The sequence below is a fragment of the Streptomyces sp. NPDC001100 genome, assembly GCF_053598575.1.
In genome coordinates, this window is the sequence record NZ_JBSFKO010000035.1 from 91,926 (window position 1) to 114,591 (window position 22,666).

22 protein-coding genes and 1 pseudogene are annotated in these 22,666 nt (G+C 69.2%); 10 read left to right on the top strand and 13 right to left on the bottom strand.

From position 1 onward, the window contains the following. Nucleotides 1-13 precede the first annotated feature (13 nt). Entirely contained in the window at nucleotides 14-199 is a 186-nt protein-coding gene (locus ACWDEW_RS37410) for a L,D-transpeptidase family protein (RefSeq protein ID WP_450519065.1), read from the bottom strand. Between the two features lie 228 nt (nucleotides 200-427). On the opposite strand from ACWDEW_RS37410, the gene ACWDEW_RS37415 reads away from it, so the two are divergent. Then, complete coding sequence (locus ACWDEW_RS37415; RefSeq protein ID WP_450519067.1) at nucleotides 428-868, top strand: DUF6153 family protein; 441 nt, start codon at nucleotides 428-430, stop codon at nucleotides 866-868. A gap of 75 nt (nucleotides 869-943) precedes the next feature. Continuing rightward, entirely contained in the window at nucleotides 944-2,584 is a 1,641-nt protein-coding gene (locus tag ACWDEW_RS37420) for a multicopper oxidase family protein (RefSeq protein WP_450519069.1), read from the top strand. Nucleotides 2,585-2,864: 280 nt separating this feature from the next. Here ACWDEW_RS37420 and ACWDEW_RS37425 read toward each other — a convergent pair whose 3' ends face one another. Together ACWDEW_RS37425 and ACWDEW_RS37430 are read right to left on the bottom strand one after the other, a co-directional pair. Further along, complete coding sequence (locus tag ACWDEW_RS37425) at nucleotides 2,865-3,674, bottom strand: C40 family peptidase (protein WP_450519071.1); 810 nt, start codon at nucleotides 3,672-3,674, stop codon at nucleotides 2,865-2,867. 393 nt (nucleotides 3,675-4,067) lie between these two features. Further along, nucleotides 4,068-5,099: an NlpC/P60 family protein gene (locus ACWDEW_RS37430; protein WP_450519072.1), complete on the bottom strand. Its 1,032-nt coding sequence runs from the start codon at nucleotides 5,097-5,099 to the stop codon at nucleotides 4,068-4,070. A gap of 466 nt (nucleotides 5,100-5,565) precedes the next feature. On the opposite strand from ACWDEW_RS37430, the gene ACWDEW_RS37435 reads away from it, so the two are divergent. Then, the gene (locus tag ACWDEW_RS37435) at nucleotides 5,566-5,787 is read left to right on the top strand and encodes a hypothetical protein (RefSeq protein ID WP_450519074.1); all 222 of its coding nucleotides are present in this window, start codon (nucleotides 5,566-5,568) and stop codon (nucleotides 5,785-5,787) included. 169 nt (nucleotides 5,788-5,956) lie between these two features. On the opposite strand, the pseudogene ACWDEW_RS37440 reads toward ACWDEW_RS37435, so the two are convergent. Further along, nucleotides 5,957-7,091: pseudogene (locus ACWDEW_RS37440) on the bottom strand (IS701 family transposase). A 306-nt stretch (nucleotides 7,092-7,397) separates the two neighbouring features. Here ACWDEW_RS37440 and ACWDEW_RS37445 point away from each other — a divergent pair. Then, the gene (locus ACWDEW_RS37445) at nucleotides 7,398-7,736 is read left to right on the top strand and encodes a hypothetical protein (protein WP_450519110.1); all 339 of its coding nucleotides are present in this window, start codon (nucleotides 7,398-7,400) and stop codon (nucleotides 7,734-7,736) included. Between the two features lie 59 nt (nucleotides 7,737-7,795). Here the strand turns inward: ACWDEW_RS37445 and ACWDEW_RS37450 are convergent, their stop codons facing one another. The 4 genes from ACWDEW_RS37450 to ACWDEW_RS37465 form a co-directional block, all read right to left on the bottom strand. Beyond that, entirely contained in the window at nucleotides 7,796-8,356 is a 561-nt protein-coding gene (locus ACWDEW_RS37450) for a hypothetical protein (protein ID WP_450519076.1), read from the bottom strand. A gap of 398 nt (nucleotides 8,357-8,754) precedes the next feature. Further along, nucleotides 8,755-8,940 carry a hypothetical protein gene (locus ACWDEW_RS37455; RefSeq protein WP_450519078.1) on the bottom strand — a complete coding sequence of 62 codons (186 nt, stop codon included), beginning with the start codon at nucleotides 8,938-8,940 and terminating at the stop codon, nucleotides 8,755-8,757. 182 nt (nucleotides 8,941-9,122) lie between these two features. Beyond that, nucleotides 9,123-10,034 carry a M56 family metallopeptidase gene (locus tag ACWDEW_RS37460; protein ID WP_450519080.1) on the bottom strand — a complete coding sequence of 304 codons (912 nt, stop codon included), beginning with the start codon at nucleotides 10,032-10,034 and terminating at the stop codon, nucleotides 9,123-9,125. Beyond that, nucleotides 10,031-10,399: a BlaI/MecI/CopY family transcriptional regulator gene (locus tag ACWDEW_RS37465; protein ID WP_381237945.1), complete on the bottom strand. Its 369-nt coding sequence runs from the start codon at nucleotides 10,397-10,399 to the stop codon at nucleotides 10,031-10,033. The genes ACWDEW_RS37460 and ACWDEW_RS37465 overlap by 4 nt, the downstream gene beginning before the upstream one ends. Before the next feature lie 438 nt (nucleotides 10,400-10,837). Here ACWDEW_RS37465 and ACWDEW_RS37470 point away from each other — a divergent pair, with 438 nt between their 5' ends. From ACWDEW_RS37470 to ACWDEW_RS37480, 3 genes are all read left to right on the top strand, one after another. Next, entirely contained in the window at nucleotides 10,838-11,161 is a 324-nt protein-coding gene (locus ACWDEW_RS37470; protein WP_450519108.1) for a DUF6153 family protein, read from the top strand. Beyond that, a complete protein-coding gene (locus tag ACWDEW_RS37475) occupies nucleotides 11,158-11,424 on the top strand; it encodes a hypothetical protein (protein WP_450519082.1) in 267 nt (88 codons plus the stop codon). Before ACWDEW_RS37470 ends, ACWDEW_RS37475 begins: the two co-directional genes overlap by 4 nt. A 96-nt stretch (nucleotides 11,425-11,520) precedes the next feature. Further along, nucleotides 11,521-11,724, top strand: a complete 204-nt coding sequence (locus ACWDEW_RS37480) for a hypothetical protein (RefSeq protein ID WP_450519084.1) — start codon at nucleotides 11,521-11,523, stop codon at nucleotides 11,722-11,724. On the opposite strand, the gene ACWDEW_RS37485 is transcribed toward ACWDEW_RS37480, so the two are convergent. Both ACWDEW_RS37485 and ACWDEW_RS37490 read right to left on the bottom strand, forming a co-directional pair. Next, a complete protein-coding gene (locus ACWDEW_RS37485; RefSeq protein WP_450519086.1) occupies nucleotides 11,708-12,628 on the bottom strand; it encodes an SDR family oxidoreductase in 921 nt (306 codons plus the stop codon). The genes ACWDEW_RS37480 and ACWDEW_RS37485 overlap by 17 nt on opposite strands. 267 nt (nucleotides 12,629-12,895) lie before the next feature. After that, nucleotides 12,896-13,750 (bottom strand): chitosanase, encoded by an 855-nt coding sequence (locus tag ACWDEW_RS37490; protein ID WP_450519088.1) that lies wholly within the window; start codon nucleotides 13,748-13,750, stop codon nucleotides 12,896-12,898. A 248-nt stretch (nucleotides 13,751-13,998) separates the two neighbouring features. On the opposite strand from ACWDEW_RS37490, the gene ACWDEW_RS37495 reads away from it, so the two are divergent. Continuing rightward, entirely contained in the window at nucleotides 13,999-15,039 is a 1,041-nt protein-coding gene (locus ACWDEW_RS37495; protein WP_450519090.1) for a LacI family DNA-binding transcriptional regulator, read from the top strand. 10 nt (nucleotides 15,040-15,049) lie between these two features. After that, complete coding sequence (locus tag ACWDEW_RS37500; RefSeq protein ID WP_450519092.1) at nucleotides 15,050-15,487, top strand: NUDIX domain-containing protein; 438 nt, start codon at nucleotides 15,050-15,052, stop codon at nucleotides 15,485-15,487. A 43-nt stretch (nucleotides 15,488-15,530) separates the two neighbouring features. Here the strand turns inward: ACWDEW_RS37500 and ACWDEW_RS37505 are convergent, their stop codons facing one another. Beyond that, nucleotides 15,531-16,568, bottom strand: a complete 1,038-nt coding sequence (locus tag ACWDEW_RS37505; protein ID WP_450519094.1) for a medium chain dehydrogenase/reductase family protein — start codon at nucleotides 16,566-16,568, stop codon at nucleotides 15,531-15,533. Between the two features lie 151 nt (nucleotides 16,569-16,719). Between ACWDEW_RS37505 and ACWDEW_RS37510 the strand changes: the two genes are divergently transcribed. Continuing rightward, complete coding sequence (locus ACWDEW_RS37510; RefSeq protein ID WP_450519096.1) at nucleotides 16,720-17,379, top strand: TetR/AcrR family transcriptional regulator; 660 nt, start codon at nucleotides 16,720-16,722, stop codon at nucleotides 17,377-17,379. A gap of 470 nt (nucleotides 17,380-17,849) precedes the next feature. Here ACWDEW_RS37510 and ACWDEW_RS37515 read toward each other — a convergent pair whose 3' ends face one another. Next, nucleotides 17,850-21,077, bottom strand: coding sequence for an alpha-L-rhamnosidase (locus ACWDEW_RS37515; protein WP_450519097.1), 3,228 nt, complete (start codon nucleotides 21,075-21,077; stop codon nucleotides 17,850-17,852). Nucleotides 21,078-21,852: 775 nt separating this feature from the next. Further along, on the bottom strand, nucleotides 21,853-22,569 hold the full coding sequence (locus tag ACWDEW_RS37520; protein ID WP_450519099.1) for an alpha/beta fold hydrolase: 717 nt from the start codon (nucleotides 22,567-22,569) through the stop codon (nucleotides 21,853-21,855). Nucleotides 22,570-22,666: the final 97 nt, after the last annotated feature.

Consider the following 22,666-nt stretch of genomic DNA (forward strand, 5'->3'; position numbering starts at 1 on the left):
GGAAACCGGCGCGTCAACTCGGCGCGCCGCCCTTCTTCCAGGTGGTCCAGTCGACGTTCCAGTCGTCGTAGACGTTGTTGGTTGCCACGGTGTCGACGGAGTTGAAGACGGTGACCGGGTCGCCGAGGTGGACCTGGTCGTAGAACCAGTTGGCGTCACTCGTGCTCATGCCGATGCAGCCGTGAGTGCCGTTGACCACACCGAACTTGCCCAGTCGGGGCGCTGTCGGTGCCGATTGCGGTGTGTGTCAGACTTCTTCCATAGCTACTAAAGGTTTTCGTAGTCTCGCCGCTTCTTCCGTGCAAGGCGATATCGCCGAGGGGGATTCCGAGACTCGGGCCGGGGAGCCCAAGGGTGAGTATCCGGGTACCCCCAGGGGGTAGGATGCCGGTTCCGACGATCGGTACCCACGACACAGGTGGAGATCATGGCGATACGGACAGCGCGTGGCGGAGGCGGTACGGCCGTCCGCTGGACGTACGGGGTGTTCCTCACCCTCTGCGTCGCGCTGGCCGTGCTCGTGCACCACGAGACGTCCGCGATGGGAACGTCGTCGTCCATGTCGGGGTCGGTCCATGCCGGGCACGTGATGCCGGGTTCTGCCCAGTCTGTACACGTGATGGGTGGCGATGCGTCGACGTCGGTCTCGGACGACTCCTCGCACGACGTCGAAGACGGCGGGTGCGCCATGCCTGGCATGCAGCACTGCACCTCGGCGAGCGTCGACACCGTGCAGCTCGCCGTACCGGGCCGGAGCTCGTTCGACGCTCTGGTGAACCTGGGGCAGGCCGCGGCGGGACGCACACCCGCCGCCGCGGTCGGTCGTGCTCCGCCCGATCTCTCCGTCCTCTCTCAACTGCGTCTGTAGGCCGCGCCGGACGGCGCGCGATGTGCCGTCCCTCCGTGACCACATCGGCAGTTGCGAAACAGAGGACACAACGCAATGAACAGCATCAACCGACGCTCCGTCCTGCTCGCCGGCCTGGGAGCCGCCGGAGCAGGCGTACTTGCCGCCTGTAGCAGTGGCTCCGGCTCCGGCGGCGGCAATGCCCTGGTCAGTCCCACCGCCTCCGCCGTCACCGCCGCCGACATGAAGCGCAAAGCCACGGGACGGCGGAAGAAGGTCACCCTGACCGCGGCGCCCGCGATGATCGACCTGGGCGGCGGGGTCATGCCCAGGACCTGGGCCTTCGACGGCCGTACTCCCGGCAAGGAGGTCCGCCTCTCCGCCGGCGACACCCTCGTCGCCGAGCTGTCCAACCAGCTCCCGAACAGGACCACCACGTCGGTCCACTGGCACGGCATCGCGCTGCGCAACGACATGGACGGCGTGCCGCCCGCCGTCCAGACCGCCGTACGGGCCGGCTCCACCTTCACCTACTCATTCATCGCCCCCGACCCCGGCACGTACTTCTTCCACCCGCACGTCGGCGTGCAGCTCGACCGCGGCCTGTACGCCCCGCTGATCGTCGAGGACCCCAAGGAGCCTCTGTCGTACGACGACGAGTGGGTCGTCCTCCTCGACGACTGGCTGGACGGCGTCACCGGCACCCCCGACGATGCCTTCGCCGAACTCAGGCGCGGCATGGCCGACATGGGGGACATGAGCGGCATGGACATGGGCAGCAGCCCGAGCCCTGGCAGTTCGGATACCGGCATGGGTGACATGGGGGACATGGGCGGGATGGACATGGGCGGTTCCGCCTCACCGTCCGCCTCGGCCTCCTCATCCGGCGAGATGTCCAAGAAGTTCATGCTCACGGGCGCCACCAGCAAGCTGCTCGGCGGTGACGCAGGCGACGTGAAGTACCCGCACCACCTCATCAACGGCCGGGTGGCCGCCGACCCCGACGTCCACACCAACAAGCCCGGCAAGAAGGTGCGCCTGCGGATCATCAACGCCGGCTCGGACACCGCTTACCGGGTCGCCCTCGGCGGCCACAAGCTGACGATCACCCACACGGACGGCTTCCCGGTCCAGCACCAGGACGTGGACGCCCTGCTGGTCGGCATGGGCGAGCGGTACGACGTCCTCGTCACCCTCGGCGACGGAGTCTTCCCGCTCGTCGCCCTGGCCGAAGGCAAGAACGCGAGCGGCCTCGCCCTGGTGCGCACGGGGTCAGGGAGCAAGCCGTCCGCGACGGTGCGCCCGAAGGAACTCGACGGCATGATCATGACGGCGGCCCAGCTGCAGGCCGCCGACGACGTGCGGCTCAAGTCCGCCAAGACCGACGTCACGCACCAGGTCAAGCTGACCGGCAACATGATGAAGTACGACTGGTCCATCAACGGCACGCCGTTCGACATGAACAACCCCGAGGCGCACCCGATCGTCATCGAGGAGGGTCAGCGCGTACGGCTCGACTTCGTCAACACGACGGAGATGTGGCACCCGATGCACCTGCACGGCCACACGTACCAGCTCGGTACCACCGGCCCGCGGAAGGACACCGCGATCGTGCTGCCCAAGAAGACGGTGTCCGTGTTCCTCGACGCCGACAATCCGGGCCAGTGGATGCTGCACTGCCACAACGCGTACCACGGTGAGGTCGGCATGATGGCGAACGTGGCCTACAAGGCCTGACGCTCTCCGTTCATCGCCCGGGTGCGCTCATCGGTTCGCGGTGGGCGCGCCCGCACCGGTGCGAATACGAAGGCTGAGTCCAGGAGACGGGCGTGAAATCCCCCTGGCGGGCGGCGAGTTCGCCGCGACGACCGTAGCCGCTGGTTCACGGCCCATCGACGGGCGCGGTACCACCTGACAACGCCGGACGCCATCGGTGCTGCCTCAGCATGCGCGAGGGCCACCTTGCCCGGACGTAGTACTGTCCGGGCAAGGTGGCCCGTTGTGACGTCGGCGCGCCTCAGAGCACGCGTACCGCCCCGGTCGGCGGGTCCCAGGAGAGGGGCCTTTCGACGATGCCCGTGGACGGGTTCTCAGCCCCTACGAAGTTGCCACCGCCCACGTAGAGCGCCACGTGGTAAGCGCCGCTGCCGGCGGAGCCCCAGTAGAGGATGTCGCCCGGCTGGAGGTTGCTCAGCGAGACCGGGGTGCCCGCGGTCGACTGGTCCTGCGACACCCTCGGGAGGCTGATGCCCGCCTGCTTGAACGCGGCTTGGAGCAGGCTGGAGCAGTCCCAGGAGTTGGGGCCGGTGGCGCCGAGCACGTAGGCGTCGCCGATCTGCGCCTTGGCGAAGGCGATGACTGCGGCCGCCGAACCAGTGGCCGTCGACGAGCTCGTCGGGGCGCTGGAGGTCGTGGAAGTTGCCAGGGTGGTCCGCTCGGTGTTGCGGGAGGTGGCCTGCTCGGCGGCGGCCTTGCGGGCCGTCTCGGCCTTCTTCTTGGCCTCCGCCTTCTTCTGCGCGTCGGCGAGGTCCGCCTTGGCCTGCTTGGCGGCATCGGCCGCGGCCGCGTCGCGCTCCGCCTGCAGCTCGTAGTGTGTGGCGGCCTGCTGTGTGGCGTCCGCGGACTGGGCGACCTGAACGGCCAAGTCGGCGGTGAGCGTGGGCAGTTCCAGGGTCTGCGTCACCGGCTCGGAGGCGTTCGCCGCGCCGGACGCTCCGGCCATTGCCAGGGTGCCGAGGACGCCACTGGCAACTCCGGCCCGCACTGCCATTCTCGACGTGTTGCGGCTGGGCTTCCTGTGGCTTGGTATCTGAGCGGTGTGGGGCATGGGGACAACTGGTACCAGGGTCTCCCCCGAATCTTCAAGGAACGTGTGGTGCGCCACATGTGCCCAGCGTGCACCCCGAATTCCGGGTGCGTCGCCCTTTGCTGGCACCATAACGGTCATTGCGGGCCTCGCGCACAAGCCTTCAACTAAGCACCTTCGTTGTTAGGTCCGAATTGCGACTGTCCTATCACTGGCCAGGGTTGGTGGCCAAGCTCGGTTCCCTTGAGTACGAGGGGCGCGTGACGCAGGTCACGAATTGCAGCTTGTTGTGGCCGCGAATTGTGGAGACGTTCGGTCGCCGGGTGGGCTCATCGGTTGGCGGGCCTCTCTGGAGCGGTCGACAGCAGCGGTGGGAACCCGACAGACCTGTACGCCCTTGCAGGCGAACCTGGATCAGACCCGGACCCCGAACTCGAACGCGCCGCCGATGGTGCTCATCGACTCGTACCGGACGACCGTGCCCGTCCGGGGGGCGTGCAGGATCTGCCCGTTGCCTGCGTAGAGGCCGACGTGATGCAGATCGCCGAAGAAGAACACCAGGTCGCCTACCTGGAGATCGCTCTGTGAGTAGATGCGCGTACCGATGTTGGCCTGCTCTTGCGACGTGCGCGGTATGGAGACACCGGCCTGCGCGTACGCCCAGGAGGTGAGGCCCGAGCAGTCGAAGGAGCTGGGGCCGGAGGCACCGTACACGTACGGCGTGCCGATCTTGGTCTGTGCGGCCTGGAAGGCGGCACCCGCCCGGCCGGAGGCCGGCTTCGCGTCGCCGAGCACGCTGCGTGCGCTGTCGCGGCTGGCTCGTTCCTCCTTTGCGGCCAACGTCGCCTTCTCCTGGGTGGTCAGGGTGTTGAGGAGCTTCTGCGCCTGGCCGAGCTTCGCCTGGACCTCTTTCTTCTTCTTGCCCAACTCCGTGCGGGTGTCCGCGAGGTCCTTGAGCTTGGTGGAGGCTTCCTGACGCTGTTGGGCGAGTACGCGTTGCTTCGCTTGGACCTTCTTCAACTGCTCGATCTGCTGGGCGCTCAGCTGGTCGAGTGTGGACGCCTTGTCGAGGTAGTCGTCCGGGTCGGAGGAGAGGAAGAGCTGGACCGACGGGTCGATGCCGCCGGTCCGGTACTGGGCGCTGGCCAGCGAGCCGAGGCCGTCTCGCAGGGTGTTCAGGTCGCTCTGGCCGCGCGCGACCTTGTCCTGGAGATCGGCTATCTCCTTCTCGAGCTTCTTCTGCTTGTCCTTGGCCCCGTCGTATTCCTCGGTGGCCTTCTCCGCCTGCTCGTAGAGGGTGTCGGTCTTCGCCTTGACCTGGTCCTTGCTCGGTTTCGGTGCGGCCTGGGCGGCCTGGGACGTCAGGGCCACGGCTGCTGCCGCGGTCGCGGTGAGGACGGTCACGCGGGTGCGGCTCGGCTGCTTGGGTCGACGGTGTGACGCCATAGAGGCGAGCTCCTTCTTCCTTCAGCCGCCTGCCAACGTGCCGGCGGGCGGGACCCTCCGTCGTCACTCCTCATGAGTGAACACCCGGCCGGAGGTTCGAAACTGGAATCTACTAAGCTTCTTACGAGTAGTTCAAATCCTCGTGGAGGTCTCCTTGTCCCCGGCTGCAATCAGCCCGTTCAACTCACCTGAGACGCTGGCGTGGTGACGATGCGTCGCGTAACGGGTTTCGCGAATCGGGGCGTCTTGCGTGTTTGCCGTGATCGGTGCCTCATACTGCAGCCGCAGTTACGGGTGCCGGTGGCTGCTGCGGCGGTCTGAGGGCGGCCATGCGACGTGTCGAGCTCGGGCCACCGAGTGGCCTCAACTCGTCACCAGTGACGTCACCCAATCGGCAGCGCCGGAAAACAGCTCGCGCAAAGACCAGGCAGTCGGCACCCTGGTCCTCTATGTCGAAGGGGGCCGAGTGGCGGAAGCACAGGGATTTACCTACGAGGGGCGGGGCGACGGCTCCGTAGTGATCCTGCACCGCGGCCGTGTGGCGACGGTACTGCGCGGAAGCCGGAAGGCACAGTTCGTACGGGAGGTAGCGGACGGGGATCCACAGCTGGTGATGGCCCGCTGGACGGGTAACTACCGGCGCGGCAACGAACGGACGGCGCGCCGGCATCCGCGCAATGCGTGCTGAAAGGGCAGGTGGAGTTACGGAGGTCGGTGACCTCGGCGGCGGTAGTGGCTGAGGCGGGCGCGGTGTTGAGGGCGGCGGAGTGACCAGTGCAGGATGTGTCCGGCCTCGTGCCGGACGCCGTGGGTGAGTCTGCCCAGCAAGCGGTGGATTTCGTTCGCGCTCAGTCGGATCAGGTCGCGGTTGCCTCCCCCTTTTCGGCGGTGGCAGCCCGCACGGCGGTCAGGTGGGCGGCGGCCATGGCCAGGGTGATATGTCGGTACCGGCCCGGGTAGTGACGGACCTGGTAGTGATCCAGGACGGCTTCGTTCTTCGCGGCCTGGAAGCACTCCTCGATCGCCCAACGGGCGCCGGCGGCCCGCACAATCTCCGCCGTCGCAGTACCCGCCGGCATGTGGGTGAGGTAGCAGGCGCGCTCACCGTCGGCGAGGCTGCGGCGGATCAGTGGGGCGTCTTCGAAGCCGTCATCACTCGCCCCCGGGCAGCGGGACCAGGGCCGAGGCGTATTCACGCAGACCGTGGGCACCCTCCCCGGCCGAGCGGATCTCCCGGGCGTGCTCCGGCAGGATCGCCGAAACAGTGCGGGCGTTCTGCCCGCGCGGCCCGCACCGGTGCTTGCAGGCGATCGCCAGCACGTAGCTCAGGCGCTGCCCGGCCAGCCAGCCGCGCAGGACGGGGTCCTGGCCGTAGACCTCGTCGCCGGTCACCCAGCGAAACGGCACCTTCGCGACAACCGCCGGCTCCAGCATCGCGCGGGCCAGTGAGGGCTTGGTGCGGAAGGTGACCTCGTCGCCGATCCTCGCGTCCGCCCATCGGGCCGCATCCCCCAACCAGGAGGTCGGCAGGTACAACTTCCGGTCGATCAACGCCCGCCCCCTCGTGGAGGCGTAGGCCAGGAACACCCCCACCTGGCAGTTGTCGATCTTCCCGGAGGCGCCGGTGTACTGCCGCTGCACACCGGCCGACCAGGTGCCCTTCTTGATGAACCCGGTCTCGTCCACGGCCGGCACACCGTCCTCGGCGCCCAGATGCTCCGGTACGAAACCACGAACCTCGTCACGGACCGCATCCGCATCCCAGTCGGCCTGGTTCAGCAACCGCTGCATACCGTCCGGGCACAGCTCACTGGCCTGCTCGGCCAACGTCCAGCCGTTCTTGCGCTCCAACGGCGCAAGCGGGCCCCGCAGATACTCCCTCGCCCGCCGACGCGGCTCCGACCTCCGGAAATACTCACCGATCCGAGCATGCAGTGCGTCCAGACCGGCCGCCCAGCGGTGCACCTCTTCAACCGTGACGTCCCCACCCATGCCCAGTTCAACGAGCAGTCCGGCCACCCGTCATATCAACCGCGGCTGCAGTACCGAGCGGCTATCGACCTGAAAGGTGTTTGCGGAGGATCTTGCAGATCTTTGTCAGTGTGAAGGCGTGCTTGATGCCGGTCCCCACTTTGCGGTGGCGGCGTCGTCCGCTTCCTTGTCCGTCAACAGCGGCCCTCTTCGCTCTCCCTTCTCGCAGAATGCGCCACCGTTGAACCTGAAGTCCCGTACTCGCTATCGTCATCGTCGGCATCGCCGTATCCCCACTCGTGCTGTGGAGTGGCGACGATGCGGCTGGTGCCAGGTCGACGCGATCAACTGTTCGCGCACTATCGGGAGTTGACCAAGGCGTACAACGCCCATATGACGTTCTTCCTCACAGACGTCTACCTGCTGCCCAAGGCCAGGGCCTCGCTGTACGTTCGCTGCGTGTCCTTCCGTGAACTGGCCGACTCGATGGACGTGCGGAAACCGGAGACGCTGGAGCGCCCGCGCGGCCCGGACCCCGCCCAGTCGCCGGACTGGACGACCGTCGTCAAGCAGCCCGGGTCGGGGGAGCGCGACACCGGTGGGGCGGGATCGCCGCACAGTACGGAGCTGCTGCCGACTCTTCGGCAGCAGCTCCGTCGCCAATGAGTGGCGGACGGTCGTCTGTTGACTCGTGCAGCGCCCGCCCCGAGGCCGCGGAACTTCGCTCAGCCTGTCATGGTCGACTTCTTGCCGGACGGGGTGACGGCGAACCACATCTTTTCCTTGGCCTGGCCGTTCATCTGTCCGGCCTTCGTGTCGCCCATGTACCGGTACAGCGGCCAGCCCCCAAGGGTGAGCTGCTTCATGCCGTCCGAGCGGTCGACGGAGCCGAGGAGGTTCTCTTCCACCCCCATCGTCTGGACGGAGTCCTGTGCCATTACCGGCATCCAGGTCTTCGCGCAGTCACCGGTACACATCGACATGGACGGGGTCGCCTTGTCCATGTCGTAGCGGTAGAGGGTCATCCCCTTGTCGTCGGTGACCACGCTGCCCATGCCCTGGACTGTCTTGGCCATCAGCATGGTCGTGGTGGCCATGTGTCCGCTGGCGGAGTCACCCGTGGCAGCCGGTGTCGACATCGCGGGAGCCGAGGTGGCCGTGGCGACCGGAGCGACCTTGGCCGGGCTCGTACTCGAGGAGCTGTCCTTCGAGCCGCCGCACGCCGCCAGCAGGAGCGTCGAGGTGAGCCCTGCGGCCGCGGCGAGGACGATACGTTGCCGGATCACGGCGTTTCCCTTCGTCGGGAGCTGGTTCTACTTACTCACTTAGTACGTCGAGCAACTCCGTTCCGCTCAGGCGCTGATGCCACATGACCCAGTCTTGACTCTTGATCGCGCGCCCGATCGGCGGGTCGCCGTCGAGTCGCCTCGACCCGGGGCGCGGGCCAGGGCCTCGATGGGGTGCAGTCCCTTGCCGAACCGCATGATCGCCTCCCGGTTGGCCTGGCGCTCGCAGTACGGCAGGTGCCGCACCTTCAGGTCCGCGACCCGTGCTGCGGCCGGGACCGGAGGGAGCGCCTCGGGTCGCCCGCCGGGCACGACCATGAGCTGCTGCCGCGCCCTGCCGATATCCGCGCTGCTCAGGCCGCCAACAGCCCTATTTTCCTGGGCAGTTCGTTGATCTCCTACTGCTTGGGGCCACAGTCGTGCGCGCCGTCGACCTCTCGGAGCGGGTTCTTCTGGTTCCCGCGGATGCCGTTGCACTCGTCGGTGGGAGTCTCGGTCTCCGCGTAGGGCTTCTCCACCCGCTCGCGCACCTCGTCCACCGAGAGCTCCGGCGGCGACTGGCTCTGCGGCGGCAGGCGGCTCATGGCGCCGGCCGCTACGCCGAGGGTGGCGATCCGTGTGCGACCGGGTGGTTCCGGCCGTCGGTCGGTGCCACGGCAGCGGCAGGATGTCGGTGAGAACTTAGTAGGTTCCTAGTTCGTGTCGCAATCGGGTCTGAGGCACAGTGATCACGCACGCGGCCTGTCGGTCAAGGCTGCTGAGCGGTTCAGCCGAGGCCGGGCGGGCAGGCGACCAACAGCGGCAGCAGCGGGACCATCAAGGCCGCGGCGGCCACGGATCCCCACAGGGCGGGGTGCGCGGTCCTGCGCGGACCGAGGACCCGCTGCAGCCGGATGAGTACCGTGTGGCCACCCGCGGCGAGGGCACCCTTCGGGGCGCGCGCCGCGGCCATCTCGTACATGGCGGTGGCCAGCACCTCGTGGGAGTGACGGCGCAGCGCCCGGTCGTCGGCGATCATCTCCAGCAGCAGTGCCGTCTGCTCCCGGGCGTGGTGGGCGAGCGGCACCCATGGGAAGACCGTGTGGAACGCCTCGACAGCGGCGAGGACCAGGTGGTGGCGGCCGGCGATGTGGGCCTGCTCGTGTTCCAGGACGGCGCCGAGTTGGTCGGGCGTCAGCCGGCGTACCGCCGCGTCGCTGATCACGATCCGGGGGTGACGGCCGGGCAGGCAGTAGACGGCCGGGATGTCGTACGGCAGGACGGTGGCGCACAGGCGGGCCGAGTGACGCCCCACCAGGTCCACGGCTTCCCGGTGTTGTGTCCGCGCCCGACGGGCTCGTACGACGTGGAAGACGAAGCTAGCGCCGAGGGCGATCCCGATGGCGACCGGGAGGCCGACGGCCAGCCGATCGGCGGTGTCGGGACTGGGTTGTTTCGCGCCCTGGGTCAGTCCACAGGTGTGCAGTAAGCCCAGGAGTCCCGCGTGCAGATGCTCGGTCGGCGTGGCCAGGGTGGCCGCGGTGAGCGCGGTGGCGATCGAGAACGAGACCGCCAGCGCGTGCCACACCGCCGCGGCCAGGGCGGGGGCCCGGTGCGTCCACCTGCCGCGGAGCAGCAGGTGCGGGGCGGCGAACCCCACCGCTGCCGTGTAGGCGACCAGAGCGGGGGCCGCGTTCACGGCTTCGCCTGTCGGCTCACGTTCCGCAGGGCCCTGCGCAGGGCGGCGACCTCTTCCTCGGACATGTTCTCGACGAAGTGGACCAGCGCGGCCGGGCGGTCCTTGCTCTCGCCCAAACCGTCCTCCATGAGTGCGGCCGAGTAGGCCTCACGGCTGCGGACCGGCGAGTACAGCCATGCGCGACCGTGCTTGCCGCGCAGCAGCCAGCCCTTGTTGTACAGGATGTTGGTGACGGTCATCACGGTGGTGTAGGCGACCGGACGGGTCTTGTTGATGTCGTCGACGACCTCACGCACCGTCGCCGGACGGTTCCACGTCCAGAAACGATCCATGATCTCCGCCTCAAGATCCCCCAGCCGTCGCATGGCACTGACTCCCTTTCGCCACCGAATACGCAAGCACATAGTAGACGGCTGGCCTGTGGGGCTTGCGCGGATCCCACGGCGTTCTCGCAGTGGCGGCACGTCATGGCGGATACGTAGCACGTACTACCGGGTCGTGAGTACGTCGGGCCCGGGTTCCTTCCTGTCGGGAAGTCTCAATACCATGGGTGGGTACCGCCCGTCCGCGGGTACTCCGGTGACGTGCGGGATGCAAGGGGCCGGTGATGCGTGCCTACGATGGAGGCGTGACAGGCTCCGAGCAGTTCGCCCGACCGCAACGGACTTTGCGGTTCTGCGAGTTGCTCGTGTGCGCCTTGCTGTTCGGCCTGCTCGGCATGCACGGTCTGGGGCCGGTGCCTGCGCCCTTTGACTCCGGGCACGGCGGGATGGCGGCGTCCGCACACGGATGTCATGGCCTCGATGCCGGACGAATGCGGTCCGGGCGACGGCGGCTGCACGGGCCGTGTCGGTCATGCGGACCCGACCTGTGCGTCCGCGTCCGTCGCCGGGGCCCCTGTGTTGGTGCCGTTACTGCTGCCCGATGTAGGGGAGTGCTTCGAGCCGGCGGACGTAGGTACCTCGCCGTTCGGTAGCGGTCCTGACGGCGGCCGGGTCCCGCCCTCCCTCTCCGAACTCCAACTCCTGCGGATCTGGACCGTCCCGCGCGTCGCCGCCTGCCTCGCGGATGCGGCGCCGTGCCTCGGCATGCCCTTCACGGATCCGAACACAGGAGCTCAACCATGACCGCGCACGGCAAGCTCATCCGTCGTACCGCCCTTCCTCTGCCCACCGTTGCGGCCGCTCTCGTGCTGACCGCCTGTGGCGGCGGGAGCGGTGGTCACGACATGGGGTCGATGAGCTCGGACTCCAGCTCCAGCCCGTCCGCGACCGACTCGGCCAAGGCCGGCGCCCACAGTGCCGCGGACGTCTCGTTCTCCAAGGAAATGATCCAGCACCACCGTCAGGTACCCGCCGGATTCCACGGCAGTTGGTCGGCGGACGCCTGACCCACCTCAACGGTGAGCCCTTCTCCGGGCCCGCGGGCCCGGAGAACGGCTCCCGCCGAAGGGCCGCGAAGAGCCGGACGGATACCGGGAGGGATCGTGCGCAGCCTGCTGAGCCGGGGCCGCACCCAGTTGGCCACCGCCCTCGCCGCCACGGCGGACACTCCGCACGGACCCGCCGAACAGCGGATCCGCGCGCGACGCGTCGAGGCCTGCGAGTTCCTCGCCGCCGCCGACGGATGCACGGTCCCCGCCTCTGCCTCGACCGGCGACTTACCTGACCGCCTCACCGTTCGGTGCTGAACTCCCCGAAGTAATGGCCCTCTTCGATGTCCGGGACCAGTGCGGGGTGTGCCGGCCTCCATCCGGTGAGCTGCCGGGTGAGCGCGCTCGACGCCGGGTTGTCGATCGAGACGAAGGAGGCGAGGAAACCGGCGAAATGCCGGCTGGCCTCGTCGGACGTCAGGCTGACGGCCGGGACCCGCAACCGGCGGCCGATGGCCCGCGCGACCTCGCGGAACGGCACGCCCTCCTCGGCGACCGCGTGGAGGCGGGCGCCGGCCGGGGCGGATTCCAGGGCCAGTCGGTACAGGGTCGCCGCGTCCCGTCGATGCACCGACGGCCACCGGTTCGATCCGTCCCCGACGAACGCGGACACGCCCGTCGTACGAGCGACGTCGATGAGAGCCGGGACGAAGCCGCGTGCGTCTCCTCTGCCGTGCACGGTCGGCGCCAGCCGTACGGAGGACGAGCGCACTCCGTGCTCGCTCAGCGCGAGGACGGACAGTTCGACCTGGAGTCGTGGCGCCGCGACGGTCGGGACAGTGGGGGTCTCCTCCGTGAGCAACTGCCCCGGGGTGCGGCCGAGGACCCCTGAGGTCACCACGAACGGCCTGTCCGTGCCTACCAGTTCGGCGCCGATCGCCGCCACCGCGGCCAGCTCGGTCTTCGCGCGGGCGGCCGGGTCGGTGGTTTCGGAGATGTGCTGGTTCGCGGTGTGGATGACACCGTCCGCCGCCGTGGCACCGGTGCGCAGGCTGTCGGCGTCCGCGATGTCACCGCGGTGCACTCCGGCGCCGGATCGCGTCAACGCGTCGGCGGCCGCGTCCGAACGGGCCAGGCCGACGACCTCGTGCCCCGCTCCGAGGAGTTCACGAACGACCGCTGATCCGACGTAACCCGTCGCACCCGTAACGAAAACACGCACAGTGGAGATCCCTCAGATCGGTCCGGGTCGACCCGACGGCGGAGGGCGGCGGGCTCGTGGACCACGTTAGGAACGGAGGTGCACGGGTGTCCAAGGCCTGTGCGGCATACGGTGATACGTGGCAGGCATGACCTGGGGGAGGGGACGGCGCGAGACGGCTGCGGCGCCGGGACCCATGACCTCGGGTCCCGGCGCCGTAACCGTCATGTCGGCCCGTCACGAACGGCCTCGACCGTTCAGCATGCCTCAACGTGCCGACAGCACAGGTCAGTTGATGTGGTAGCTGTCTCCGTAGACCTTCCAGGACAGCGGCGGGTCGAGGTCGAGATTGCCGTTGCGGAGGAAGACGCGCTGTTCGGTGTCGACGCGGGTGGTGTCGCTGTGGGCCTCCTCCTGCTTCATGGCCCACACGCGTGCGTCGAGGAAGGCGTTGAGGTACGTCGTCTCGTTGCCGCCCCGGGCCGGCGGCTTGGCCGAACGCAGTGCGCGGGCGCGGATGTTGCGGAAGCTGGTGGGGTCGTCGCCGTCGCCGTGCATGACGATGGCGTCGTAGTACGTGAACTGGCCCAGGGCACGCAGCCCGTCGGTCTTGCCCTGGCTGACGGCGGGGTTGAAGTAGACGCGGTCGCGTTCGTCGTTCTGCGCCTGCTGGAACACCGTGTCCTGTGCCGCGGTGCGCCAGTCCTTCGGGAAGTTCGGGTCGAGGCCGGAGTGCGAGTCGGTGCCGTTGACCGAGCGGAGCGCGGGCAGGTACTTGGCGAGGACGTTGCCGGGCTTGCGGGTCGCGTAGAGCTGGACGAGGTCGAGCATGTCGCCGGTGCCGGAGCAGAAGCCGATGATCCCGGCGGTGTAGCCGCGGCCGTCGCCTATGTCCTCGATGTACTTGTACTGGGCCTTCCAGTTGAGGGAGGAGTTCTCCGCGCTCGACACCAGCTGCATGGCGATCTCCTTCTTCGCCGGGTCGTCGAGGCCGACAGCCCGGACCGCCGGAGCGGCGGCCGAGGCCTGCGGAGTGCGCAGCAGAGGTACTGCCGTGAGCGACACGCCGAGGAGCGCGAGGAGGGTACGGCGCGAGGGGCTCGCCGGTTCGGGGGTCGCTGAGGCACGGAACGGGTGGACCACTGGGACTCCAAAGGGTGGTGGGGGGTTGGGAGTTGGTCTTGCCGCCGAACTGATAGGAAACTTAACTATCAGAGGTTCGACGGGGACGGCACCCGCCGGGAGTCAAGTTCGTAGATATGAACGAGAGTCGTGTGTCTGTGCGAGGGTGATGCTTGACGGTTTGCCCGTCCTTGTCGCAGTGGCCATGAGGCGAGGCCCGCGGCATCGGGCGGGAGCTACTATGCGGCTGCCGAAGATCGGGAGACGCCATGGCACCAGGGACAGGACGCGGCGCGGGAACCGCACCGCGCAGTGTGGACGTGGCGCGCCTGGCGGGCGTGTCGCAGAAGACGGTGTCCCGGGTCATGAACGACGAGCCGTACGTCTCCGCGGAGGTGCGCCGTCGGGTCCTGGCGGCGGCCGAAGAACTCGGTTACCGCTCGAACAACGCGGCCCGCGCGCTGGCCTCCGGACGTACCCGGTCCATCGGCGTCGTGACGCTCGGCACCGCTCTCTACGGCCCCGCCTCGCTGCTCATGGGCATCGAGCGCGCCGTACGCGACACCGGTTACGCGCTCCGGGTGGTCAACACCATGGAGGGGGAGTCGGCGGGCGTCGCCGGTGCCGTCGACTCGCTCCTCGACCAGGGCGTGGACGGCATCGTCATCTCCGAGCCGATCGACGAGGAGGACGGCGCCGACCTGTCCGCACGGGTCGATGTGCCGGTGCTCGTCCTCGGCGCGCCGCCGCCCTTCGTCGCACCCCACGTGGTGACCGCCGGGATCGTCTCCGGCCGGCTGGCGCGGGCCGCCACCGAACACCTGCTGGAGCTCGGCCACACCACGGTCCATCATCTGGCGGGACCCGTGCGCTGGTACTCGGCCCGGGACCGTCTCGAAGGCTGGCGGGCGGCGCTCGCCGCGCACGGCCGGGCGGAACCGCCGGTCGTACAGGGCGACTGGTCGGCCGCCTCCGGCTATGCGGCCGGTCGCGCACTGGCCGCCGACCCCGGAGTCACCGCGGTGTTCGCCGCCAACGACGACATGGCGATCGGCCTGATCCGCGCCCTGACGGAGGCCGGCCGACGGGTGCCGGAGGACATCAGCGTGGTGGGCTTCGACGACACCCCGGTCTCCGCCTATGTGACTCCGCCGCTGACGACCGTACGGCAGCCGTTCGACGCGATGGCGCGGACCGGACTCCGGCTTCTCGTGCACGCCATCGAGAACCCGCAGGCACCCCCGCTGCCGGTGACCGACCCACCGGTCGAACTCGTCGTCCGCGCTTCGTCGTCGGCGCCGCCTCGCTAGGCTCTCCGGCATGAAGGTCCGTCACAAGGTGCGGGTCGTGCTGCTCGACCGCGGTCGGCTGGTGTTCCTGAAGCGGGGATGGCCGGGCGGTGACTCCTACTGCACGACCGTCGGCGGCAGCGTCGAGCCCGCCGACGCGGACCTCGAAGCGGCCCTGCGCCGCGAGGTGATGGAGGAGATCGGTGCCACGATCGGTCCCGCCACCGAGTTCCTCACCCTGACCGAACGGGGCGGGACGGTCACCGTCGTACAGCACTACTTCATCGCCGACCTGCTCGACATGGACCCGGACCGCCGGCACGGTCCCGAGCTCGACGACCCCGACACGGGCGACTTCGAACCGGTCCGGGTGACGCTGAGCCGTCCGGCCGTGGCGGCCCTCAACCTCCAGCCGGCCGAGCTCGCCGACCATGTGCTCCAGCATGTCGACGCCTGGGGCGCCGCCTGACGGTCGGCGTCGCGGGAAGGACGTAAGCCGTTGGAAGGCCGTCCTACGGTGTCAGTACGACCTTGCCGGCGACCGTGCCCGACTCGGCGAGGCGCAGGGCGTCGGAGACGCGGGCGAGCGGCAGCCGGGCCGCGATCCGCGGTGTGACCTCACCGCGCTCGACGGCCGCGAAGACCTGGGAGAGGTCGGTGCGCAGCTGGGCGCGGAACCGGTTCTTGTTCAGGGCGCGCCCGGCCCAGACGTTGAAGAAGTAGGCGTGGCGGCCGTTGGGCAGCGCGTTCCACATCCAGACCCGGCCGAGGATCTTGAGCACGGGCAGCTGCTTGGAGCCCTCGTCGTCACGGGTGGCGGCGCTGCCGTAGGAGACGAGGGTGCCGCCGGGGGCGAGGAGGTGCCAGGAGCGGACGACGCTCTCGGCGCCGACGTGGTCGAAGACGGCGTCCACCCCGCGCGGGGCGAGCTCGCGGACCCGGGCCGCGAGGTCCGGGGTGCGGTAGTCGACGGGCTCGACGCCCTGGTCGCGCAGGGCGTCGTGGTGGCGCGGTGACGCCGTACCGATCACGTGCACGCCCATCGCGCGGGCGAGTTGGACCAGGACCGTGCCGACGCCGCCGTTGGCACCGTGCACCAGGATTGTCTGGCCGGCGCGGATCCGGGCCTTGCGATGCAGCATCTGCCAGGCGGTGATGCCGTTGACCACCACGGTCTCGGCCTCCGCCGCACCGACCCCGGCCGGCACCGGCACCACGTCGGCCGCGTCGACCAGCACATGGCTGGCCCAGCCGCCGACCTTCACCAGCGCGGCCACCCGGGTGCCGACCAGGCCCGGTGCCACGCCGGTACCGGTGCTCTCGACGGTACCGACCAGGTCGTAGCCGGGGACGAAGGGGAACGGGGGCTGGTCGTAGTACCGGCCGCGGCGCATCTGCTGCTCGGCGAAGGAGACCCCGGTCGCCTCCATCCGGATCACGACCTGGCCGGGGCCCGCGACGGGGACGGCTCCGTGCCGGACCTCCAGGCCCTCGGGCTCGACCTTGCCCGGCAGGACGACCTCGACGAGTGCGTCGGTGGTGTTGTTCATGGCGACCTCCACTGTGAGCTGCGGCGAGCTATGCGCTTTCGTGTTCGTTATAAGTTCTAACGCACGCTAGAAGGGGTCGTCAAGTGCAAGCGTGATACCTTCTAACTGAAGCTTGAGTGTGTAGTCCCGTGATGGTGAAAGGCGGCCGGTCATGGCGGAAACAGGCACGAGGACACCGCGTGAGCGCTACCGCGACCAGGTGCGCACGGAGATCAAGGACCACGCGCGAGAACAGATCGCCACGGCGGGCGCCTCCGCGCTCTCCCTCAACGGCATCGCCAAGCGGATGGGCATGAGCGGCCCCGCGCTCTACCGCTACTTCGCCAGCCGGGACGACCTCATCACCGAACTCGTCCGGGACGCCTACCGCAGCCTCGCCGACACCTTCCGCAGGACCGCCGGGACCGGCACCGACCTGCCCGGACTGGCCCACACCCTGCGGGCGTGGGCCCTCGACGACCCCCAGCGGTACTTCCTCGTCTACGGCACTCCCGTCCCCGGCTACCACGCGCCCGACGACATCACCGCCATCGCGTCCGAGATCATGGCGACCCTGCTGGACTCCTGCGCCGCCGCAGGGCTCTCGGACGGTCCCGCGACACCGTTCGAGGCGCATCTCGGGGACCACCGCGACTGGGCGGGCGACCACCCCGCCCCACCCGAGGCCCTCCACCGGGCCCTGACCTTCTGGACCCGCCTGCACGGAGTCCTCTCCCTGGAACTCGCGGGTCACTTCACCGGCATGGGCTTCGACCCGGCCGAGCTTTTCGCGTCCGAGGTGGCGGCTCTTGTGGAGAAGCAGGGGGAGTGAGGTCTGCCGGGTGCGGGGTGTTCGGCAGGACGGGTGAGGTAGTAGGGGGCGATGGCGGCGGGCGTCCGAGGCGGACGAGGAGGGCGCGCCACGTTGCGAGTGCCGCGTACGGCGTGTCTGTCAGGAGGGGCGCATGACGGTTCCGGTGTCGTGCGGCCGGTTGGAAACGGTGCCGTGGGACAGGCCGCCGACGGCCACGAGTTCACCGACCGCGGCAGCGGACTCGGCACGGGCAGTGGCCGGATGCCCTCTGACCGGGTCGAGGGCAGGACTGGTGGACGGCCCGCGCCCACGTACCGCACCTCCGGTTCGAGGCACTGCGCGAGACCGAAGACGCAGTCGGCGGGCGCGGTGGGCGGAGTGCCTCAATTATCCGCACTGCGCCGGTAGTTGACACTCCGAATGACAAGGTGCGCCTCGGGTCGGGCTGCCCGGGCCGGTGATCGCTCCGGGCAGCCGTACCGGCTTGATCAGGTGGTGAAGCGGTGGGTGCCTGAGCCGACCCGGTACACGGCGCTGTCGTCCTCCTGGCGCAGGTAGGTCCCGTGCGTGTGGGTCACCGCGTTCGGGGTGGACGCGGGGATCCACACCTCGGCGGTCGTGTTGGGCGGCACGGTACAGGTCAGCGTGAACCGGCCGGACCGCTGCCGCCAACGGGTGGAGACCGGGCCGTAGACCGAGGTGAACATGGCCCGGGCGGTGGTGACGGCTCCGCCGGGGCGGGGGCGGATGACGATCTCGCGGTAGCCGGGCCGGCCCGCCGCGATGCCGGCGATGTTCGTGTACATCCATTCCCCCACCGAGCCGTAGGCGTAGTGGTTGAAGGAGTTCATGCCCGGGTCCTGGAAGCTGCCGTCGGGCCGGATGGAGTCCCAGCGTTCCCACATCGTGGTGGAGCCCCGGTCGATCTGGTAGCCCCAGCTGGGGAACGAGCGCTGTTGCAGGAGACGGTAGGCGACGTCGGTGTGGCCGGTGTCGGTCAGGACGGGCAGCAGCCGGGGAGTGCCGAGGAAACCTGTCGACAGATGCCAGTCCTTGGCCTCGATCAGGGCGACGAGCCGGTCGGCCGCGGCCTTCCGTGACGTGTCCGGCAACAGGTTCATCGACAGGGCCAGGACGTAGGCCGTCTGTGTGTCGCCCTTGATCCTGCCCTCGGAGGTGACGTAGGCGTTCTGGAAGGCTGTTCGTATCCGTTCGAAGAGATCGAGATAGGGGGCGGTGTCTGTGCCGAGTTCCCCGGCCATGCGGGCTGCGAGGTCGGCGCTGTGTGCGAAGTACGCGGTCGCGATGACGTCCTTGGGGGTCTCGTCCTCGACGTTCAGCCAGTCGCCGTATCCCTGGTCCGGGCGCAGCAGCCGGTCGCTGTTCTTCTCCAGGTACGTCAGCCAGGTCTGGACGGACGGCCAGGCGTCCGCGAGGACTTGGCGGTCGCCGTACGCCTGGTAGAGGGACCAGGGGACCGTGACCCCCGCGTCGCCCCAGCCCGCCGTGCCGTTGCCGATCGTGCCGACCATCGGTGCCACGTCCGTGAACGCGCCTTCCGCGGTCCGGGAGTCCCGAAGGTCGACGAGCCACTTGGACAGGAAGCGCGCCGACTCCATCGTGTACGCGGCCGTGGGCGCGAAGACGTTGATGTCTCCCGTCCATCCGAGGCGCTCGTCGCGCGCGGGTGTGTCGGTCGGAACGGAGAGGAAGTTGCCGCGCTGGCCCCAAGTGATGTTGTGGTGCAGCTGGTTGAGCATCGGTACGTCGGTCTCGAAGTCGAGGGTGAAGGGGGCGGACGTATGCATGACCCGGCCGGTGACGGATCTCGCGGAGGGAGTGCCGGGGAATCCGGTCACCTCGACATACCGGAAACCGTGGAAGGTGAAGCGCGGCTCGTAGACCTCCTCCTTCCCGCCTCCCTTGAGGGTGTACGTGTCGGTCGCCGCCGCGGTCCGCAGGTTCGTGGTGTACACGGTGCCGTCGGGGTTGAGCACCTCGGCGTGTCTGAGCCTGACGGTCGTCCCCGCGTTGCCCGACACGCGCAGCCGCACCGACCCGACCATGTTCTGGCCCAGGTCCAACACGTAGACGCCGGGCCTGGGTTGGGTGATCTCCTTCGGCGTCAGCTCCCGCTCCACCCGCACCGGACCGTCCACCTGCGCGGTGATCAGGTCGGGACCGATGTCGCCGACGCCCCCCATGCCTCGTACGCCGAGCCAGCTCGTGTCGTCGAAGCCGGGCGAGGTCCAGCCGGGGGTCTCCTTGCGGGCGTCGTACGTCTCGCCGTTGAGCAGATCGGCGGCGACGATCGGCCCTGCGGTGGCCCGCCAGTCGGCGCCCGACGCGATGCGCTCGCTCGTCCCGTCTGCGTATTCCACGTCCAACTGGGCCAGGAGCGCCGGGACTTGACCGTACTGACCGGGCCCGAACATGCCCACGTTGCCGGCGTACCAGCCGGGTGCCAGATACGCCCCGATGGCGTTGGCCCCGGGCCGAAGGAGTTCGGTGACGTCGTACGTCTGGTACTGGACGCGGGTGCGGTAGTCCGTCCAGCCGGGAGCGAGTTGGTCGAGTCCCACCCGGGTGCCGTTGAGGTGGCTCTCGTACAGACCGAGCGCCGTGGCGTACAGGCGCGCGCGGGCCACTTTCCTGCGCGGCAGCCGGAATTCGTGCCGCAACTGTGTGACGGCGTACGACACCGGGACGACTCGGCCCCATGGTCCGCCGCCCCAGGCCGCTGCCACCCGGACCGCAGGCCAGCTCCCGTCGTCGAACCCCGACTCCCGCCACCCGTCGGCCGGTTCCTGGTCCGTCGCCTTCCAGGAGGCCTCGGTGAACACCTTCTGCTCGCCGGAGGCGGTGCGGACGACAAGCACTGCGACGAGCCCCGCCGGGCCTTCCGTCGCGTTGGTGGCGGCGACGGCGATAACGTTGTCGCCGGCCCGCACGCGACCCAGTACGTCGATCACCGCCGGGCGTTTCCAGTCCTCGTTGTCCGTGTCGAGGTCGGTGTGGGCGACCTCGACTCCGTTCAGAGAGACGGTGTACACGTTGTCGGCGGTGATGGCGAGCGTGGCCTCCGTGATTCCGTCGGGCAGCCGGGCGGTACGGCGGAACCAACGGGTCGCCGCAGGAACGCTGTTGGCCGGATCGCCCTCGGCGAACCAGATCCAGGAACCGCCCTCGAAGGACGGTGCGTCCACGAGGCCTGCCGGTGCGGAGATCCAGTCGGCGGTCCACTGCCCGGTGTCCATCAGTCCGGTCTCCCACCATGAGGGCGGGCTCCAGGCGGAGACCTGTCCGTCGGCGTCCCACACGCGTACGGACCAGTGGTAGCGCGTCCGGGGCTTGAGCCCAGGACCTCGGTAGGACACCAGGATGGACTCCCCGGAGATGACCTTCCCGCTGTCCCAGACGTCCGGGCGGGACAGGCCCGACGCGGTGGTGGCAACGCGGATCTGATAGGCGCTCTGGCGTATGTCCACTCTGTCGGAGGCCAACGGCCAGCTCAGCCGAGGCCGTTGTGCGTCGATCCCCAGCGGGTGTCGGACGTACTCCACGGTCGGCGCCGTGACGCGCAGTCCGTCGCGCAGTGTCTGTGTCTCTGCCTGGGTCTGCCCGGATGCCGGCGCAGCCATCGCCGGTACGCCGTCGACGGTCGCTGCCGCGACCGTGGCGACCGCGCCCGCGAGTATGTTCCTCCTGCTGATCACTACGACTCCTCACTCGCACGGAATGGATGAATCGATTCAAACTTGAGAGGCGTGGGTAACGTAGAGCCTGGTGAGGTCGGGGTCAATCGTCGTGCAATTGTTTTCCTGAAGCGGCTACTTCGCGATCGCTCCGGGCGGGGCCGGCGAGCGAGGTGGTTGCGAGGGCATTGAACGGTTTCAATCCCAGTCCGCAAACCCTTCTGCTGGGCAGGGCTCGGCACGCCGTGATCAGGGCTGCGCGGCGGCGTACCCGGCCGCGCGGAGACGAGCGTCGAACGCCTCGTGGGCGCCGGTGGGGAAGTGCACGTCGGTCGGTCACAGCGGGCAGGAGGCCGGGCCGACGCAGTCGCTTCTCAAGCCGGTGTACGGGTCGAAGCGGTAGCCGGCAAGGAGCCTATGGCGTGCGGACGGTGTTGGTGACCGGGCTCCGGCCACTACCTGATCTTCGCATCGGCCACCGCGGAGGGGCGGGCCCGGCGGCCTACGCCGACCACGGCACATGGCACCGGCGGCTCCGGGAGTGACGGTCACCGTCCCGGCGGCCGTCACCCTCCTCACGGCCCGGGCTGTGCGTCTACGACCCCACCAGCGCCCTACGGCAGAACGGTTGCCGTTTCCCGTGGCGGCGGCCGGCATCCTTGCGTCGCATGGGGCCCGGCACCCGCGCTCGTCGCCGGAGAACTGCTCGCGGCGTCGGCCGCATTGGTCACCGGGGAACGAGGAATGGCGCGGCCGAACACCGTAAGGATGTCCGGCCGCGCCGCCCCGCGCCAGGTCAGCTCGTCGCGCGCACCGCGTCCCGGATCAGGTCGGCGACCTCCTTGGGCCGGGAGACCGCCACGGCGTGCGAGGCGCCTTCGAGTTCGACGACGGTGGCCCCGGCCCGCTTCGCGCCGAAGCGTTCGACCTCGGGGTTGATCGCCTCGTCCGCCCCGGCGACCAGCGCCCAGGCGGGCTTCGTCTTCCACGCGGCCGTGACCGCGGTCTCCTCGAACGCCGCGGCGGCCAGCGGGCGTTGGGCCGCCGCGAGGACCTTGGTGACGTCCGCGGGCACGTCGGCGGCGAACACCGACGGGAAGGCGTCCTCGGCGATGGTGACCTCGACGGCCGGGGCGCCGCCCGGAACCGGGTACGTCCACTGCTTGAGGTTGCTGACGAGCGGCGAGAGCGGGAAGCGACCCTGCAACTCGCCGAGGCTCTCGCCCTCTTCGAGGACGTAGGCCGCCACATAGACCAGACCGACGACGTTGTCCGTGGTACCGGCCACGGTGATCAGAGCACCGCCGTAGGAGTGGCCGACGAGGACGACCGGGCCGTCGATCTGGGACGCCACGGACGCGATGTACGCCGCGTCCGACGCCAGGCCGCGCAGCGGGTTCGACGGCGCGAGTACGGGGATGCCGTGGCTTTGCAGCTCCCCGATGACACCGGACCAGCTGCCGGCGTCCGCGAAGGCACCGTGCACGAGGAGGACGGTGGGAGTGGTGGACATGGGGGGCTCTCCTTCTGGTGTCTCAGTGGTCGTGGAGCGCGGTGCGCAGGGTGTCGACGGCCAGGGTGATGGCGGCTTCGGCGGCGTGGGTCTCGCG